Source organism: Pedobacter cryoconitis, assembly GCF_003259615.1.
GTDB lineage: Bacteria > Bacteroidota > Bacteroidia > Sphingobacteriales > Sphingobacteriaceae > Pedobacter > Pedobacter cryoconitis.
The window spans coordinates 1-17,635 of sequence record NZ_QLLR01000039.1 but is presented as its reverse complement, the minus strand read 5'-3'; the positions used below and the strand labels follow the sequence as shown (position 1 = coordinate 17,635).

General features: G+C 37.2%; 14 protein-coding genes. 5 read left to right on the top strand and 9 right to left on the bottom strand.

What is annotated here, in order from left to right:
• Positions 1-255: 255 nt before the first annotated feature.
• Entirely contained in the window at positions 256-735 is a 480-nt protein-coding gene (locus LY11_RS23985; protein WP_211321647.1) for a hypothetical protein, read from the bottom strand.
• A gap of 181 nt (positions 736-916) precedes the next feature.
• Here LY11_RS23985 and LY11_RS23980 point away from each other — a divergent pair, with 181 nt between their 5' ends.
• From LY11_RS23980 to LY11_RS23970, 3 genes are all read left to right on the top strand, one after another.
• On the top strand, positions 917-1,288 hold the full coding sequence (locus tag LY11_RS23980) for a DUF4377 domain-containing protein (protein WP_111636144.1): 372 nt from the start codon (positions 917-919) through the stop codon (positions 1,286-1,288).
• A gap of 145 nt (positions 1,289-1,433) precedes the next feature.
• Complete coding sequence (locus LY11_RS23975; protein ID WP_146610910.1) at positions 1,434-2,492, top strand: M12 family metallopeptidase; 1,059 nt, start codon at positions 1,434-1,436, stop codon at positions 2,490-2,492.
• A 1,633-nt stretch (positions 2,493-4,125) separates the two neighbouring features.
• Positions 4,126-5,838 carry a hypothetical protein gene (locus tag LY11_RS23970; protein ID WP_111636142.1) on the top strand — a complete coding sequence of 571 codons (1,713 nt, stop codon included), beginning with the start codon at positions 4,126-4,128 and terminating at the stop codon, positions 5,836-5,838.
• A gap of 137 nt (positions 5,839-5,975) precedes the next feature.
• On the opposite strand, the gene LY11_RS27215 is transcribed toward LY11_RS23970, so the two are convergent.
• The 4 genes from LY11_RS27215 to LY11_RS23955 form a co-directional block, all read right to left on the bottom strand.
• Complete coding sequence (locus LY11_RS27215) at positions 5,976-6,101, bottom strand: hypothetical protein (protein WP_262510947.1); 126 nt, start codon at positions 6,099-6,101, stop codon at positions 5,976-5,978.
• 2 nt (positions 6,102-6,103) lie between these two features.
• On the bottom strand, positions 6,104-7,129 hold the full coding sequence (locus LY11_RS23965) for a hypothetical protein (RefSeq protein ID WP_111636141.1): 1,026 nt from the start codon (positions 7,127-7,129) through the stop codon (positions 6,104-6,106).
• Positions 7,130-7,249: 120 nt separating this feature from the next.
• Positions 7,250-8,332: a HEPN domain-containing protein gene (locus LY11_RS23960; protein WP_146610909.1), complete on the bottom strand. Its 1,083-nt coding sequence runs from the start codon at positions 8,330-8,332 to the stop codon at positions 7,250-7,252.
• Between the two features lie 27 nt (positions 8,333-8,359).
• On the bottom strand, positions 8,360-8,881 hold the full coding sequence (locus LY11_RS23955) for a hypothetical protein (RefSeq protein ID WP_146610908.1): 522 nt from the start codon (positions 8,879-8,881) through the stop codon (positions 8,360-8,362).
• Positions 8,882-9,224: 343 nt separating this feature from the next.
• Between LY11_RS23955 and LY11_RS23950 the strand changes: the two genes are divergently transcribed.
• The gene (locus tag LY11_RS23950) at positions 9,225-11,372 is read left to right on the top strand and encodes a KAP family P-loop NTPase fold protein (protein ID WP_111636138.1); all 2,148 of its coding nucleotides are present in this window, start codon (positions 9,225-9,227) and stop codon (positions 11,370-11,372) included.
• Between the two features lie 26 nt (positions 11,373-11,398).
• On the opposite strand, the gene LY11_RS23945 is transcribed toward LY11_RS23950, so the two are convergent.
• The 4 genes from LY11_RS23945 to LY11_RS23930 all read right to left on the bottom strand — a co-directional run bounded on the left by LY11_RS23945 (position 11,399) and on the right by LY11_RS23930 (position 15,241).
• A complete protein-coding gene (locus tag LY11_RS23945; RefSeq protein ID WP_111636137.1) occupies positions 11,399-12,265 on the bottom strand; it encodes a hypothetical protein in 867 nt (288 codons plus the stop codon).
• Between the two features lies 1 nt (position 12,266).
• The gene (locus LY11_RS23940) at positions 12,267-13,544 is read right to left on the bottom strand and encodes a hypothetical protein (protein ID WP_111636136.1); all 1,278 of its coding nucleotides are present in this window, start codon (positions 13,542-13,544) and stop codon (positions 12,267-12,269) included.
• Between the two features lie 75 nt (positions 13,545-13,619).
• A complete protein-coding gene (locus LY11_RS23935) occupies positions 13,620-14,642 on the bottom strand; it encodes a nucleotidyl transferase AbiEii/AbiGii toxin family protein (RefSeq protein WP_111636135.1) in 1,023 nt (340 codons plus the stop codon).
• Positions 14,639-15,241: a DUF6088 family protein gene (locus LY11_RS23930; protein ID WP_111636134.1), complete on the bottom strand. Its 603-nt coding sequence runs from the start codon at positions 15,239-15,241 to the stop codon at positions 14,639-14,641. Before LY11_RS23930 ends, LY11_RS23935 begins: the two co-directional genes overlap by 4 nt.
• A gap of 463 nt (positions 15,242-15,704) precedes the next feature.
• Here LY11_RS23930 and LY11_RS23925 point away from each other — a divergent pair, with 463 nt between their 5' ends.
• Positions 15,705-16,622: a type IV toxin-antitoxin system AbiEi family antitoxin domain-containing protein gene (locus LY11_RS23925; protein WP_111636133.1), complete on the top strand. Its 918-nt coding sequence runs from the start codon at positions 15,705-15,707 to the stop codon at positions 16,620-16,622.
• The last annotated feature ends 1,013 nt before the right edge of the window (positions 16,623-17,635 follow it).

Genomic DNA, 17,635 nt, shown 5'->3' with positions numbered 1-17,635 from the left:
TTTATAATGTTCCGGAAAATAGAATATACCAGATACAGAAATACTGTTCAGGTTATAATCCGGAGTTTTTAGGGAGAGCGTTTAAGAATAATGTCAAAAATGCAAAGATAGTTAACAATAAGTTTATTTTTCTATTTTACCATGAAATAGCAAATATCACTAATAAGAAACTGACAATGAAGACACTTACAGATCAGAGGCTGACATTAGTTTCATATAACCCTTCATATACACTGGCATGTACCGCCATATCGACTATCGCACAATCTTGCGGTTTGAGTAACGCCAGCAATGTAGCGCTGTTTGAAATATAACCGGTGGTGTAAATGGTAGATGAACCTGACGAGCGGTAAAAAATTCGATAGTTTCTCTTACAGCATGACATGATACTCGTGGTGCCCTGCCAATAAGGGGTGACTCACCTGCACCGGTACCATATTTTTCTATGCCTGCAATTGCAGCAGCTTTGACTTTTGGATGTTTTGTAAAGTTAAGATAATAATTAATCACCTGACTCACACAACGTAGGGGTTTTTCATTAAATGGTGATTGTACCCATATTTCAGGGCCACAACCTCCCGTGGTCACAAATCGGTAATTCATCTGACCATGTTCTTCCATGTAGTACGTAAAATTACGAAAAACCCCGGCTCTTTCAAAAGCGTTTAAATTTGATATAGCTTCAAAATCTTTGAAGCTGGCTTTTGAAAAATCAGTATCATGCTCGATTGACATAGTTATCTAGATCAAATTACCTTAAAGTTATACATTTTTCCCGCAATTGGGAGAAATATGCAAATTGCAAGGAGTGAGCTGGCAATTGACGTTCTAATGTAATAGAATAGTTACAATTAAAATATTACCATTATTGAGAATATTAATAACTTTATTATATCATTTACTAAAAACTCAAAAAATGAAAAAAAATTTACAGAAATGCTGTCTGATATTTCTAATTTCAATTTTCTTAACAGTTTTAATTAGCTGTAAAAAAGATACTGATACAACAAGAATTGCGATTTTTAATGTTGCGCCAACATTAGCATACTCCGGCCCCCCCCCTCCGGCTTCCCCGACTGAAGGAGCGTTGCCCATGTTGAAGGTGACTGAAAAAGGTAATGCGGATACCGTTCTAATTTATAAGGAAAGAATAGTGGGATTTACCTATGAAGAGGGTTATAAATATTCTTTAAAGGTTCAAGTCACACATTTAGTATCTCCACCAGCAGATGGTCATTCCGAAAATTATCAACTAATAGAAGTTCTGTCTAAAGAAAAAAGCAATTAATTTTTCATCTATACTCTTAAATTCTCTCTCATGAAAAAGTACATTTTTATTTTATTAACTATTTTTTTGCATTGCATCAGTCTCTTGTAAAAAGGATCGTAGCAGTGAGGGTGCGTCAGATAATGCAAAAAGTAATTCTAATTTCGTGACTTTAAAGTCTGGAATTATTGTTGGAAGGCGCGGGAATGATTATTTTCTGGATGGAGACATGCAACTCACGCCAGCGCAGCTAAAACTTTTGGATGAAAAAGGCAGTTTTGAAACGGAAGGTGGTAAGAAGATCACCGGTCCCGAAATGTCACTTAATCCGATAACAAATCTTCCGATTAATCTGGCTGATGGTACAGTACCAAGAAATTTAGGCATTAACGGTGACCCGTATAGACTTTGGGCAATGGTTCGATTTACTTATGGTAGTAGTGTTACAAATAATCCTAAATCTGCAATCGTTAAAGCACACATAAAACAAGCATTGTTAGAAATTCAATCTAAATCCAACGTTAGATTTTATAATGCTACCGGTCAGCCAACGGTAGATCCAACGTACGGATTTGCATACCCGTATATAGAGATTAACTATTTAGGCACAAGTTCTGATGTAAGTGAGTCGTCTATAATAGGTCGTAATCCAGCTGGCGGGAAACAAACAATTAATCTGGCTGATTTCGCTGTATTTTACACCTATAATCCCCGCGAAACATATGAAAGAAGCGATTATGGAGTAATAATTCATGAACTTTGCCACGCAATCGGTATGATGCATGAGCAGAATAGACCTGATAGAGACAATTACGTGAATATCAACTTTTCGAATTTAAAAAATCCACAAGGTACCAGCCAATTCCAAAAAATATCAAGCAATTATTCTTATTTTGGTAATTATGATTTCAATTCTGTCATGGGGTACTCGTCTCTGACGAGCTCTTCATCTGTAGTTAATGATGTAAATCAACCAATGTACACCAAAAAAGATAATACTGAAATTACTCAAGGTTCCACGCTTTCCGATTTGGATAGACTTTGGTTAAACCAATATCATATCCCATATATCGCTCGTTCAGATGTATATAGAGAATTAGATGCTACGGTTTATAAAACTGATAATACCATTGCAACACCTCAAGAAAGATTACAATTTCAAGCATCATTAAATAATGGAAATCCCAACCCGCCACAAGGTGGACAAATCCCTAATAATTTTTAATTTTATAAACCACATAACAAAGAAAAGTAGCGGAAATTCTCGCTACTTTTCTTTTATACAGAAATTTAAATGAGATCAGTGGGAATAATAAGAGCATCGGATATTATTATCAGAAGAGTATTATTTGTTTTGCTGATCATGTTTTGTAATGTCATGATAATGAAAGGGCAAAACAAACCGTTTAACATTGAGGTAGGCTGGAGTTTAGATATTACAAATTTCCAGTGTCTATCGCAGGAAATTTACAAGGACAATCGCTTAACATATTATCGGAACTTACTTTTGAAAAAATAATAGCTACAGGCGGTTATTTAACTGCCAGCTATAAGGTTGTAGAACATTTGACATTAACTGCAAGCTTTCAAAAAAACTTTGGAGTTTGAAGCTTAATCAATAGATAATACAATATAGGAGTCGTGTGTCCCAGATTTGGTCTTGTTAGTTCCAACCTAACTACCTGGTCTGAAAATTCTTTTGCAGTCCTCTTCTGTTAAATAAAGAACTTCATCACAAATTGTTCGGAACAGCCCCCCTTCAATCTCTAATATCTTATTTACTATTTTGTGGTATTTACTCATTTCGAAAGCATTTCAACATCCTGGATGATGGCGACATTATTTAACTGGTAAAAAGGTTATTGCGAAAACGAATTTTTAAACATAAGAATACAAGCCACTGAATTTTTAATAAAATGAGTTTTCTAGTAAATCCCTTAAAGATACAATACAGGTACAAAAATATGCTAAACTACCAGTAAAATCAATAAGGTATAATTACAAAAAAAACGCTAATAATTTAATTATCAGAGTTTTATATATATTTTACTATTGTTATTTATCGTTGTTTATCGGTCTTATTTACCAATACAGTATTTACATATAAACTGATTATCAGTAAGTTACATAGATCTAGGTACAACACGGATACAAATATTTTACACCTGATTGACAATACTAAAACTATAAACTATCAATGTAAACAAATACCTCTACATGCTGTAAATCAACAATTTATACTCATATTTACAATTTAATACACTAAACTTTGTGATTTCATTGATCATGATCTCGAGCTGAAAAAGCAAATAAAACTACAAAATCAGCTAATCTAACAAAAGATTATAATATCCTAGTCTTACCATATCACATTGAATTTAATCCCTTGATACATTTAAATGTTACCCCTCATTCCAATAATAGAATTGGGATTTCAAAAGTTCATGTTCAAAAGCCAAAAGGAACTTCTGATTAACAGATGGACGCTACCCATTTCTAACAATATGTTTATCAATCAATTACAAGCCTTCAAAGAAATCCCGTAATGTATTTGTAAGGTTTTTTTTTATCAACTCAAATTTATTTTTTTTTCTAATACATCGTTCTTGCCTTTAATTTTTTCAAAAACCAACATAAATACTACACAAAATTGGGGAGCAAGAAAATGACTTGAATATATATTTTCAAATAAGGGAACACCAAAAGTTCAGATAGATTGGCGGCCTATATTTAACTTCGTGTTTTATACATATACAATGTTTAACGATCAATATGCTCTGAAATCCTTGTGAAATTATTTTTTCCGTCGGAAATAGATCATATTTATTGATAACAGGTTTACCTTTATTTTGACGTTTATGAAGATTACGAATTACATTGCAGTTTCCGGCTATACTGATCATTTTAAATTACCATTGCCGGAAGATAGTCTTAGCTTTCTGAGGGAATATCCTACCGATCTCATTCTTTTACGCCTGTCAAAGATTAATGCAATGCTGTTTCAAGAACGGGATGGTCAGAATATTGATCTTGTCATTTTAAAGAATGTTATTTTCGAAAACGTACTGGATCGAAAACGCTTCGAGGAAATTGCATCGGATTACCATGGCGTATCTCGCTTGTTTGCAGCTCCGCCACTTACCACACTGATGACGAACTGTCTTCAAAATTATGTGCAGGGTTCTCCGGACCTAATCATCAATACTTTGGAATTTGCAAGAAATCTATTCCGAACGCTGTTGATTTATAATCAACTCTACTACGGCCGTTTCGACGGCAAAAATTTTGAAAGCTTGGAGGCGGTATTCAAACTCGAGGTAATGCAGCAGTCATATCTTCGCAGAGGAGATCCGTTGAATATGGTCACTTCTATGAAGTTTGCCTTTATCAGTAAGTTTGTTACTGAGCATCAATCGCTAAAAAGCCCAGCGCAAAAATATTTCAAAGAAATTGGACTTGGGAATCCGTGGCTTTTCAATAAATTCTTTATGGAAGTGTTAACCACTGTCACTTGGAGTGCTAACCAAGGAAAGCATATTTTAGAGCTGGTGAATATGCCAGTGGGACTTATTAGAGAATTTGAATTTAAACTGGGCGACATAGATACAAAGGATAAATTGTCACTGCATATGGATGTCATACCAAAGCCCTTTTATTTTATCGCTGAGCAACAGGCAATCATTTTGGATTATAGTTTCTTTCAATATGCTATGGAGCATGGTTTTTTTTACTCTTTTTATCAACGCGTACTCACGGAAGATCCCCGATTTAAGAATTTTGGGATATTTAAAAGTTACATTGGAATGCATTTTTTCGAAAAATACTTAGTCGGAAATTATCTCAACGCGATTTTCCAGAATTACGGGCATCTAGTGATAGCTACCGAGAAATATCAAGATTTTATAGTCAAGGGTTCGGCGAGAGATATTTTTCTAATTGAAGTGAAGATGACCGATCTGAACCCCCGAACACTTGAAAATTTAGACTATCAGGAGTTTAAGACCTATCTGGACAATAACTTTTTATCAAGCAAGGAAAAAGGTGGCAAGAATAAAGGAGCTGCTCAACTCATTAGACAGATAGAGTACCTCGGAGCTGAAGATTCTGAGCTTCTAGACATTTTGGATGTTAAATCCGCGAAACGCCTTAACATTTATCCCATAATCATTTGTTCCGACGTGAATGTAAATATTGGCGGTGTACACGAATATGTAAATGCCTCCTTTGATGACATGATTGGCCCTAGACGTGAAAACTTTGAGAGTATTCAACCACTAGTTATCCTACACGTTGATCTCTTGATTGAATATTTTGGATTATTAAAAAGAAAGCCAGGAATGCTGTCTGAATGGATAAAAGGTTATGTTAAACAGAATAAGAACCTTATGAAGCAGTTCCAAAATGATGGAGGAATCGACAATTACCTAAAAACCAAGCGCTCTTTTGCTTCATATTTAGCCGCAAAAGACCATGGTGATTTGTTGTCCATTACACTTAAAGAAATGGAAAGTTCGTTCAAGCTTAATGTAGAAGCCTATGGTAGAGAGTCGGAAAATTCCTGTCCGATTTGAGTAGAATGACCGATTTAGAGCTAAAAAACGAATAGTGATTATTTGGTGTAGTTAAAAATAGGTTATCTAGAAACTCCAATATCAGAGAATGCTGTTCGCAAAGTTACTAGAGGGTAATACCCAAAAAACCGCTAAGGTTATTGATTAGTATACCTGTTTTTGACTTCCTTAACTGATACTTTTCTAAATGGAAAGTCCTTTTCCAATTCAGCTTCAAGAAGGTCATCATATTCCCATTCCTGTTCCATATATAACCAGTTCATATCTATGTGATTTTAGGGTCAAACACTTGCATTACGGTCACACCGATGCATTTGGTAGCCTTTTGATCATATTTATGGACCCTCGTATAATTATTAATCGCTGTTCTCCATTTACTACAAAATGCTTGAGGGATTGGGATAAATACAAATCCACAATCTGTCCTTGGACAATAAATCCTGTAGGGGATTTTTACTTCATTGGATTTGCAATCATCCAAGGTCTTTAGCAACCGCTTTTTGAACTCACTCAACTCTGATCTCTTTAGTTTAGCGATCTCCCTAATGATGGGATAATATTCCGTAGCGGTAGCGGCAAGTCTGATCGACTTGGTAAAATTGGCAATGATAACTGAAACATTAAACTCGTCGACGCTTTCGTGATTGAAATCTTTTACATGGTTGATGTACCGTGCATCGATATGGTCTACCTCTAGTGTTTCAAAAAAATGACCCATGACATACTGCTCCGGGAGATGGATAATGACTTGCTTTTGCGCTTCATATAACTCTTCCCTAAAGTCGAAATACTCTTCCACTTCGGCAGGTGTCTGAAGATACTCGCAAATCCAGGCATAGTCTTCGGCATGAAACAAATGGACCAGGCCTACTTGGCTGCTTTCATAAAATTTCAGATTGCGCTTCTCGTCAGGAAAATTTGCTGCTGGGTTATAAACGATCACTTTTCGTTTTTGCAAATACTTTGCGTTAGACAGGTTGAATTCATGCCCTTTGTTATTGGTCAATGGAATATGGCTGTATTCGTCCAGATAGTTGATAGTGTTTTTGATCTGTTTGACGGCTTTGTTGATCACTTTATTTTGGAACCATTTGGCACCGTCCGACTCATCGCTTGGATTCCGCTCTTTAATCTGGAAAATGAAAAATAAATTGTCAAGCCAGACTACATGGTCTGCGAGTTCCAATTTTTGCTTTCCTGCTGTAAACTCATTTTGACTGTATGTAAATTCGCTAAAAAAGACACTTCTATTTACCTGGTCTACCAGGAATTCGCTTTTGTTATTTTCCATAGTTTAAATTTAAAGGGTATGCCCCTTGAAAAGCAAATTCTTTATACACACGCCCTTAAATTCAAAATTGCTGACAAAGGGTTAATCGAAATTTTTGGTTGTCGTTCTCAAGGATCATTGTCATCTGGGAATTACGGCAGAAATAACGCATGGTTTGAGCAGGCCTGGCATTTCTTCCAGAAAATCCACTTTCGCCGCCTGCCTCACAAGGCCCTCGAAGTAATTTTCGAAAGCGGCTTTATTTTCAGCTGACTCCGGGCTTGTGAATATTTTAATTTCATCTGATTCTATCAACTTTAGCAGTAATTCCCTGGTGAACTGATCCAGTGCCGATACAATTTCCCTAACCTTCTCAGGTACCAAATCTATGGCATCTCCATGTACATTCCGGCTCCTGATATCGTAAGCCCGAAATATGAGTTCCTTAAATGCTTTTTTAGCCTTACCATTTCCTCCTAGCAATGTGGCCGCACGTTCCCTGATCCTTTTGGCAATTGAGCGGTCATCGGATGTAAAAAGACATTCGTAAAGCATCATAAAAAAGGTAATCTTCGTAATGGCGCTACCGTTTTTTCGCACCATGTTCAGAAAGAACAGTGCACGGTATAAACGCGGATGATTGTAAACAACTTTGTTGGTCGGACTTGCGATGATCCCGCCTTCCCCACTGAAAAGTTCATCAAAATGAGGCTGATGGTGGGCTTCTGCAACAACCTGAGGCATTTTCATTTTAAAGAACAGCATATTGTGCCATGCCAATTCTTCTTCATTGAAACTAAACCAGGAAAATTGATCTGTCGCAGTACTGGTAACAATGTCTTTGTAGGTGATGGAAACTTGCTGGTCTGCAATCAGCTCTAGAAAGTATTGGTTGCAAAAGCAACAGTTGTCTTTAACGAACCATAAACCATCAATGTACTGGTAGAAAAAGTCTCCCAGCTTGCCGCTAATCGTTTTCATAGTGGTGTTCCGGTCTGAAGATCGTAGTTCAATCAGTTCCGAAGCTTCACCAAGGAAGTAAAAGATATAGTGGTTGGTAAGCAGTTCCCAATTCATGCTTCCTACCTGCTCTTTAAATTTACGGCTAAGCTGGATTTTTGAGTTTAACAGTTCGCCTTTGATGATTTTCAAATTTTTAGTCAGGGAGATTTCCTCCGTTTCCATACTGAAATTCCTTATCGGGGAGAGCATTCTAATTTTCATGGTTATTCATGTTTTGCATTGAGCTGGTTAAAGCCTCGTCATCTTAGTATTCAGCCGTCTGGTTCCAATATCTTCACGCAATGCTCCAATCAGTTCTTCTGCTTTTTCCCTTATTCTCTGGTCCGCCGCTCTTAAAGTTGCCAAGTCTTCTGCCAATGTTGGCGAACCGGCTACCGGCTGGCCGATGTATTCTGAAAAATCTCGGAGAAAATTGACCATGCGGTCAGGTACCAGAAGGTAAGCCTCAATGATTAACTTATCGATCTGGATGCCCATTTCGTTAATTTCATCTGAACAGGCATTGAGTGCCTTGGAGGTTTCTATGTTTTCTGCTCCTTTATCCAGTAAATCAATGGCTTTGTCGTGAAGCCGGATCATTTCGCTCAATAGCTTTGTGAGTTCCCGGTACACTTTCAGCTTTTCCGTGTATAGGTGATTTTTAATATTCAAGGTTTTGTTCAGCCTGAAGTTTAAGTAATTCACAAAGGCAATTATCAAAGTTGCAGCGACAGCCAAGACTGGCACGTAGGATAAGTCAAATTTGTCCATGATAAGCATTTGAATAAGCTACCAATCTAAAAAAAATAGCGTAAAATTCATTCGACATGTGTGCGATATACTGAAATTAACAAGAATACACAAGAGGAGCAACTGTAAGATCGATATAGTGCTTCGCTGGATCAGTATAAAATCCCTCAGTTAAATCTTTAGGTGTAATGGAAAAGCCTTTTAAAATAACCTGTCTAATAAGTGGTATCGCGAATTTGAAGATATCTATTCTGAAGGATTTCTCGTATTCATTTTCGAATTATTACTCATCGGAAATCACATTTTTGAGGTTATTAAACTTATGCCAGTTAATTTTGAGATATTTACTTTTCAATAAAATTAAATGAGCGCAGAGATTAATAATACAGAAAATTATACTTCTGATTCGCCGATATCAGAACAGCGCGACGATCAGTTTCAGAGATATGGATTTTCCAAGCGTATTGCAGATACGATAAAAACGCGCAAAAATAAAGAAAGCATAGTCTTTGGTTTGTTCGGGGCATGGGGAGAGGGTAAAACATCCATCCTTAATTTCATCGAAGAGGAACTCAAAACAGACGACGAAATTATCACTATCAAGTTTAATCCCTGGCGATACAGTGACGAAGACAGTTTGCTAAGGAACTATTTTGATAAAATAGCCCTGGCTTTAGGCAAGAAAATGGAGAAGTGGAACGACAAAATAGGTGGGTTTATAACAAAATATGGCTCATTAACGAGTTTTTTTGGTGTAGATATCAGTACAGTCGGGCAAGCATTTTCTGATGCAGATATTGAGAAGTACAAAGAAAGAATCAATGACTTTTTAAGTGAGTCTAATAGTAAAATCGTCGTTTTCGTGGATGATATTGACCGTTTAGATAAGCAAGAAATATATAGCCTATTCAGATTGGTTAAGCTCACTGCGGATTTTTCGAATACCACTTACATCTTATCGTTTGATGAATCAATGGTTGCTGCCGCAATTGGGGAGCGTTTTGGTGCCGGGGATAAAAAATCAGGTGCTAGTTTCTTAGAAAAGATTATACAAGTTCCGCTTACGATACCAAAAGCACAACCTGATGCCTTAAAAAGGTTTTGTTTGAAGTTGATTAATAATGCCATAGATTCTGCTGGAATCACTGTCGAGAAGAAAGAAGGGGAGCGATTCATTTATCAATTTACAACTTCTATCTTACCGAAACTGACTACACCCCGCCTGGCAGTAAGATATGGAAACACACTTTCATTTTCACTGCCACTGCTAAACAGTGAAGTTAATATCGTGGATCTTATGCTCATTGAGGCTGTTAAGATATTCTATCCAGAGCATTATGCCTTTATTAAACATCATCCGGAATACTTTGTGGGCTCCCCAAAAGATTTTTTTCTCGGTTCAGACCGTAATTCAGAGACTGTAAACAGCCATTTTGAAGAAATTGCAAATGGAAACTCCGGGAGAGAGAAAAGCCATATTAAATATTTGATAAACAGCCTATTTCCCAACAAAGCCGGATCGTCCGACCCATTTAATTTTACGGACGAGAAAGAGAATGATTTTTTTGTTCAAAAGAGAATTGTTTCCCCTAAGTACTTTGACAGATATTTTTCCTATGCGGTAATTGAAGGCGATATTTCAGATATTGAGTTTGACAGACTAATTAAGGAAGCTGAGACGAGTAGTATTCAGGATTTAGCGACAGGAATAAAAAATATTATAGCTACCTCCGATGCTGGTAGTTTTGTCCAGAAACTGAGGAGTAGGGAAACAGACTATACCTGGGAACAAGGAAAGATACTATTAAAAGCGTTATGCGATAATAGCGACCTTTTACCAAACTCAGGGGGCATGTTAGGATTTGGTGCGGAGACACCATTCGGTCAGGCAAGCATTTTTGCCTACCAAGTTCTTAGACAACACGAAAAGGAACATATCTTCGAATTTGCTAAAGAACTAATGACCTACCCTCAGGACTTCCAGTTTGCATATACCATTAATAACTGGTTAAGAACCGGAGATCGCCCTGAGGAAAAATTATTTAAAACAGAAGAGTACGATGAATTAGCCAAACTGCTTGTACAACGGGCCATTGCCGATGCCGGAGATGATAGTGTTTTTGAAAAATACCCTAATCAAATTCTGTATATCCTTTATAGTTGGGAGCTGTCGGATGAAACTGGATTTAAAAAATATACAGAAGACTATTTAAACAAGGGCAAAGATCACGTGCTTAAACTTCTTAAAGCATTTGTTCCTGTCGGTAGAAGCAATGCAAGGGCTGGGGAATTTAAAACAGATATTACAAAAAATCAATATGAGTATATTGTCGATCACTTTGACAAGGATAATCTTTATGCTCGCATTTTAGAGAATTTTAGCCTGGAAAACCTCAATGCAGAAAAGCCTTACTGGATTGATTTTGGCGAAAAAGAATATTCCGATTTAAATATGGCCAGGCAATTTGTTCAATGGTACGACAAAGGAAAAGAAACGATAATTCCTGAATAAGAGATAAGATGGCAATCAAATATACTTTACAAAGGTATAAATTCAATTAGGTCGCCCTTATTGGAAAAGCGATAATCGAAATGACCGAGTCGCAAAACTACATCACCTGTTCCATTGCCACTAATGACATGGTAACGACCATAATTAATCTCCTGAAATGCCAATCGGGTGATAGGGAGCCCATAATGACAAACGCGAATCATATGGAGATTAACTAAACCTCCGTCGTAGGTATGCAAGGGAATAAATTCATTTCCAAAAGCATTAGGTATTGCCGACCAAGCCTCGGATTGAATATTGATTTCCTTTTGTGCGCCAAAATCGTCTTCTACCCGGTATTTATAAGCTGCACGGGCCAAAATATCATAAACTGTTTTGTTAACTTGCTTTAATTGTTTAGCATCCGTGCTAAAGCCATCGTCGTATAAAAAATCACTCAGCAATCCATTAGTAAAATAAAGGTAGGTTTTGATCTGGGATGCATAGAACATTCCGTTTCTTGACACACTAGTTAGTTTCAGAGCGCTAGCTAGAAATTCTACTGTTAATGATTCATTTTCAATACCAGTCTCCAGAAGGGTCTTTATTTCACCACTTGTGTAATATTTTGTTACGGAAAATCCTGTTAATGCTTTTTTTAAATCGCGGTCCGCGATGAAAGTGATTTTTTTATCCGTGCGAATAAAGACAATGTTCCGGGTAAAAATCTCAAATGCAATGTTTGTTATCTTCTCACTCTGGGTGCTATATAAAATCATGACCTGATCTTTATGATAACCTAGAAACGTAATACAATCGTTAAAGGACAAGCCAGACATTTCAGGTGGCGCCTGCCGAAAGCCACTGCCATCAGGAATAAAAATATCGGTTGCAGGTTTACTAAAATAAGACATATTAAGCAGAGATTTTTTTGGGAATGTCCGTCACTTTGTTGTTAATGAATTCGTGAATGCGCTTCATTTCAGCATTGCTGAAGCTAACACCGAAGAGCCTTTCAAAATGCTTCAACTGTTGGTTGATGTTGGCACTGTTTTGAAAGAGTTCCCATATATTAGTCAAGCCTTTAAACCGATTGATCACTTTACGGTCTTTAAACCAATCCATAGAGTGAGTTAATATTTTACCAGCTATCTTGGCGAAATTTATTTCTTTAAGCCCCTCCTTCAAATCTTGAGATTTCAAAAAAGCATTCGCACTTTTATCAAGATCAGCATTCTGAAAAATATCTAAGTGATTATGAAGTAAACGATGACTGGGATTAACATATTTTTTAACAAAAGTAGTCCAAAACGAATTGAATGCTTTCCGGGCTTCCAGCTGTTCCCGGATAGTGGGTGCTTCTTGAATTTGCCGTTCCAACAGTACAAAATGCTCCCTTAACTCTTGAAAGTCAGCACGCAATTGAGCCAATTTAGTTGGTATTTGATCGATATTATCCAATTGTGCAAGCAGTATCGTAGTAAATGGCGGTATGGGTAGATAATGATAGCCCAAACTTTCTAATAAGTCCTTAAGCTGAACTTGGTGTAATTTCGACAATTTTTCAAGCGCTTCGATTGAGTATGGAGTTTTTGCAATTTCGTTGACATGTTGACCATACAATCCGATTGGAAGTGTAGTCTGAATTGTAGATGTATTCGATACGCTGATAAGATTGCTTATCAAATCGTGAGAACTTGTCTGAATTTCAGAAACAATAAATTCATCCTTATCATTAAATTCTCTTGTTACCAATGGAAGTTTGTTTACAGGTTTAGTTACATCACTTTGTATGAAATAATCTGTTTTTAACTTTCGACCATATTCAGTAATGAACTCTTGTTCAGCCTCCTTTTTACTTTTTCCTTCGCGGTTAACTTTATATATCACCCGACCAGGTGTTTCTAATACACCGCTTACGAATTTTAAGCCCGTCTCACGCACAAGCATATTGAGTATCGGGCGCCCTGTTGGAAAAATTGCAGGTGCTGTCAAGCTTAGATGATTCAGTTCATCCAATGATGTGTAAAATTCTGAACAGCCAATAAAAGATTCTACAAAGGTGTTTAGAGAAAAGATAAATTCCGGTGTGGGCTTGCCATAACCGCCCAGGCAATAATCCAGTTCATCCAACAGACTTAGACTGATGTAGGCGCTATTGTAATTAACGGTATCTTGGATAAGGTCTCCCATTTTTAAATAAGTTTTGGCATAAATCAACTATTAAATAATACACCGCGCTAGCTGCTTTATTTTTCAAATTTCTTTTTATTCGTGAACGATCTGGTTAAAACGCTGGTTAAGCTTTTTCATCAACTCGAACAGTTGGACTTCATCTGGTGCATCGCCATAGATCATGTTTTCCAGCATTACCTTATAATCTGATTGGTACCCGGCCAAAATGTCGTCAGGCGGATAAAAATTGATATGTGGTGTATGGAGTAACTCGTAATCGATACCCGATAACTTGCTATAATAACTGCGGTGTTTTATGATAGCGGCATAAAGATCTTTGTCTCCAAGCGCTTTTGTTCCAATTTCCGTGTCCATCATCTGCGCAAGATCATGAAAATGCCTTGACATCCTTTCCGTTTTGATTGCTATCCCTTCTCCTCTATGAAACTGTTCATGCAACAAAAAGGCTTTCTCAAGGAAGGTTTTATGAGGTTCTACCGCAAGTACGGAAAAAGGGGTCTCTGGATAAGCAGCGCTCGGGAAGTGTTCACTTAAAAGGGATTGTATGGGTATAGCGCTATATGGCTCAAGTTTAGAGCGAACACTGACTTCAATCTTTACCGTATCGGGAAGATATGGATTCGGTTCATACAAAGAAGTATATTTTACATACAGTTCCTGTGGATCTTTATCCGGCATAGTTGTTAAAACAGTTCCTTCGGTTACCGTAACGGTACCTTCTGGAAGCCCTAAAGCGGCGAACTGTTCAATCAGCGCCTGCTTTAACTGATTGCTCGTAAACTCGCATCCAGCCTTTTTCAGCCGGTGCAAATAGCTTCTCCCTGGTGTTTCCTCATATGACATGCCGAACAGATTTGGTGCCATTGCGATATCTATGTCTTCGGAAAAGCGCCTGATCAACTTCCAGCATTTGCTCAATGAGGTACCACCCTTAAAAATGAGGGAATCGGCATACTGCGTTTGGAATAGCGCCTTGAGTGTCAGTGTTACCCACCAGTCCTTTTCCAGGGCAGTTGGGATGGCACCACTTTGTATCTGTGCCTGGGCCAGAGTTGTTCTGCGCTGGTCATCGCTTAATTTAAGCCATTCTATCATTTAACCGAATTTAGTTTTATTAAAAAATCATGAACCGCGGCCGACGCGAGTTTCAAATCATGCTTCAACATTAAGGGATTTTCATTTAGCAATAGGTCGCCCAGTTTTTTGACAGTAGTTTCATCAATCTGATCCACGCCCAGCTCCTCCAACGCGAGAATGACCAATCCACTGAGTTCTCCCTTAAAGGCCATTTTCTTTGGCGTAGTTGGCTTAAACCTGATTGTATTCCTACCGATCTTTATGAGCCTTCCGTTACCATCTGTTAAGTAAACAAGTTTTGTTGGCACCTGCACACTTAATCCCAGTTTGTGAAGTGCAAATGCTCCGGCAGGTTTTATTTTCACCTTTTCCTTTTTTGCCAGTGCCGATGCAATATCCTCAATTGAAGGCAGTACTTCTCCGAACAAGGGGTCTTTTTTAGGCAGTACATATAGCCCATGTCCCAATCGTCTGATCGTTCCTTTGGCAGCAAGCCTAGATAAAGCCTTCTTAATTGCATTTTCAGATCCCTTGCCCCTGAAATCAGAAGGCACGATCAATTCTCCACGTTTATAACGTTTAATATTATCCTCAATGGCTGCGTGCGTAGTGATCATATTATTACCTTTCAAAAACAAAGATAAACAAAATTATTAATGTCACATTTTTTAAAATTAAAGTGACATTAATTTTAGTTATTTTGTCACATTTTTAAAAATAAAGGTGACATTAATACATAATAATATATCAATTAAATGATTATATATCAATGATTTATAACAAAAATCACATCTAATCAATCATTTATATCATTGGGTTTAAAATAATGCATTCAATGCACAAATATCTTGGGTTGATAAAAGGTCAATTATGTGCCATTTGGAAATGTAAAATATTTCTTGTAACTTAGTCGGACTTGAAAATATATATATTTTCAAGTCCGACTAATGACTAACTACATTTAGTCTTCTCCAGTTCACTTATTCTTCATGGGGTTTTAAGAGAAAAATAAATATTATTTTTAATACACAATATGGCACCCATCCATGCGTTTGTTATATATAACAAACGCATGGATGGGTGCCACCTACACTTTTAGGATTAATCAAAATGGCAAACCGGTCAAGAATCTCTATCTCGCTCCCATATATAACAGCGAAGTTAATAAAACATCAGCCCCATGTATATGCTGACGAGGATTTAAGTCAGCTGTTTTTGAAAGGCAAGAAGAAATGGAGCCTTCCCGCAGCAATGAATTCCCGCAAATTCGTAGAGGCGCTGGAATATGAGGGCATCATCAATTCTTGCCACCTTGATTTCGGAACGGAATGGCACGAGGCTTATTATTTAACAAGCTGCCCAGACTACTATGTAGTTTCACAAATGATACGGAATTCTTATGTTTCGCATGCTACGGCTCTGGCATTCTGGAAAATGACAGATGTTGTTCAGGATCAAATCTACGTTAACAGGGAGCAGTCTCAAGCGCTATCCAAATCAGGTAAGGGGATTTTGGTGCAATCAGGCATCGACGGGGCCTTTAAAGGTGCGCAGAGACAAACCGCATCGATTAGTAATTTTGATGGTAAACAGGTGGTTCTTGTAAAAGGAAAATCCACCAATCAATTGGGTGTCATAGAAGCCGATCTGAAGGGAAAGGAACAAATCAGGATTACCGACCCTGAAAGAACATTGATCGATTGTGTGGTACGGCCCGCTTATGCTACCGGTCCCGAAGAGATGGCCGCCATATTTAAAAAGGCGAAAAGCCTGATATCGGTCGCTACACTTGCAGACTACCTGAACGAACTGGATTATACCTATCCCTATCATCAGTCGATAGGTTTTTATCTTGAAAAGGCGGGAAATTATTCAGATTCCGAAATAGACCTCTTCAGAACCATGCCAATCGAGTTTGACTTTTACTTGGACTATGGAATGTCCTCGCCAGCCTATTCAAAAAAATGGAAGCTATATGCTCCAGCTCCTTTACAATGAGCAGATTTTAAAGGTGTTTTATGCAGAGCAATGTTACAAACCTTAGTTCTCAATGTAAAAAGGAGATATTTACAGTAAACTTATTATTATATATTTGTACCGTAATTTCCCCTGGGAAAAGGACCTAGTTGGCCGCATTACCGTAATTGCGGCATTTTTTTATTTCTGATTTTAGAGAAGCCTTATACAGATTAAGCTAAAAAATCTAAACATTTATTTATCAGCATACTAATATTAAAAATACACGGTAACGTTTTTTGTTAGTATGCACTTTCTCGTTAGTATCGGAAAGTGATGAAACCTTAATTGGCTTAAGATAATATTATAGCTAGGTAAATTATTATCGGCCGCGTCCGGCCGGCTTATTCAAATCTATTGCATTTTCTGTTGAAGCATCGCGATTTTCCTCTTTGGGCTTAACAAACTGACCTTCCCTTAACCCTGCTTCTTTTAGAATATTTTCGGGAATATTGGTATTTAGGATAATGTTACCATATTTAAGGTCTGGTAAAATATTATTGATAATCGCATCCTTATTATACTTGTAGCATTTGGATGTGCGAGCACTTTTGCAAATGGCACTGAAAGGGAAAGTGTAGTAAATGAATCCCCAGCGATATCAATAATTTTTCATAGAAAATCGTCAAGTTTAACAGAAAAACTTGACGAACTTATAGAGTAGAAGATTCTAAGTCTTTTAGTCACTGCACAATTAGCCTAACATCCACCTAGGGCATAAATTAACATAGCAATACTGCTCTGACTTAAATCATGAATTTAGAACTAATCACACTAAAGATCTAAACTAGATAGTTATCACTAAAGGCATTCCAAATCAAGAACTATTCTCCTTGCCGCTTCATTCTTTTTCTTGTCAACAATTTTAGCGTACACCTGAGTACTTTTTAGACTTTTATGTCTGGAATTGCAACATTAAAGTTGACATTTAGTTAAGCGGCAATATTTTGTTTATTTAAGTTTCTACCAAATTCTTCTGGGGACAAGTACCCCAG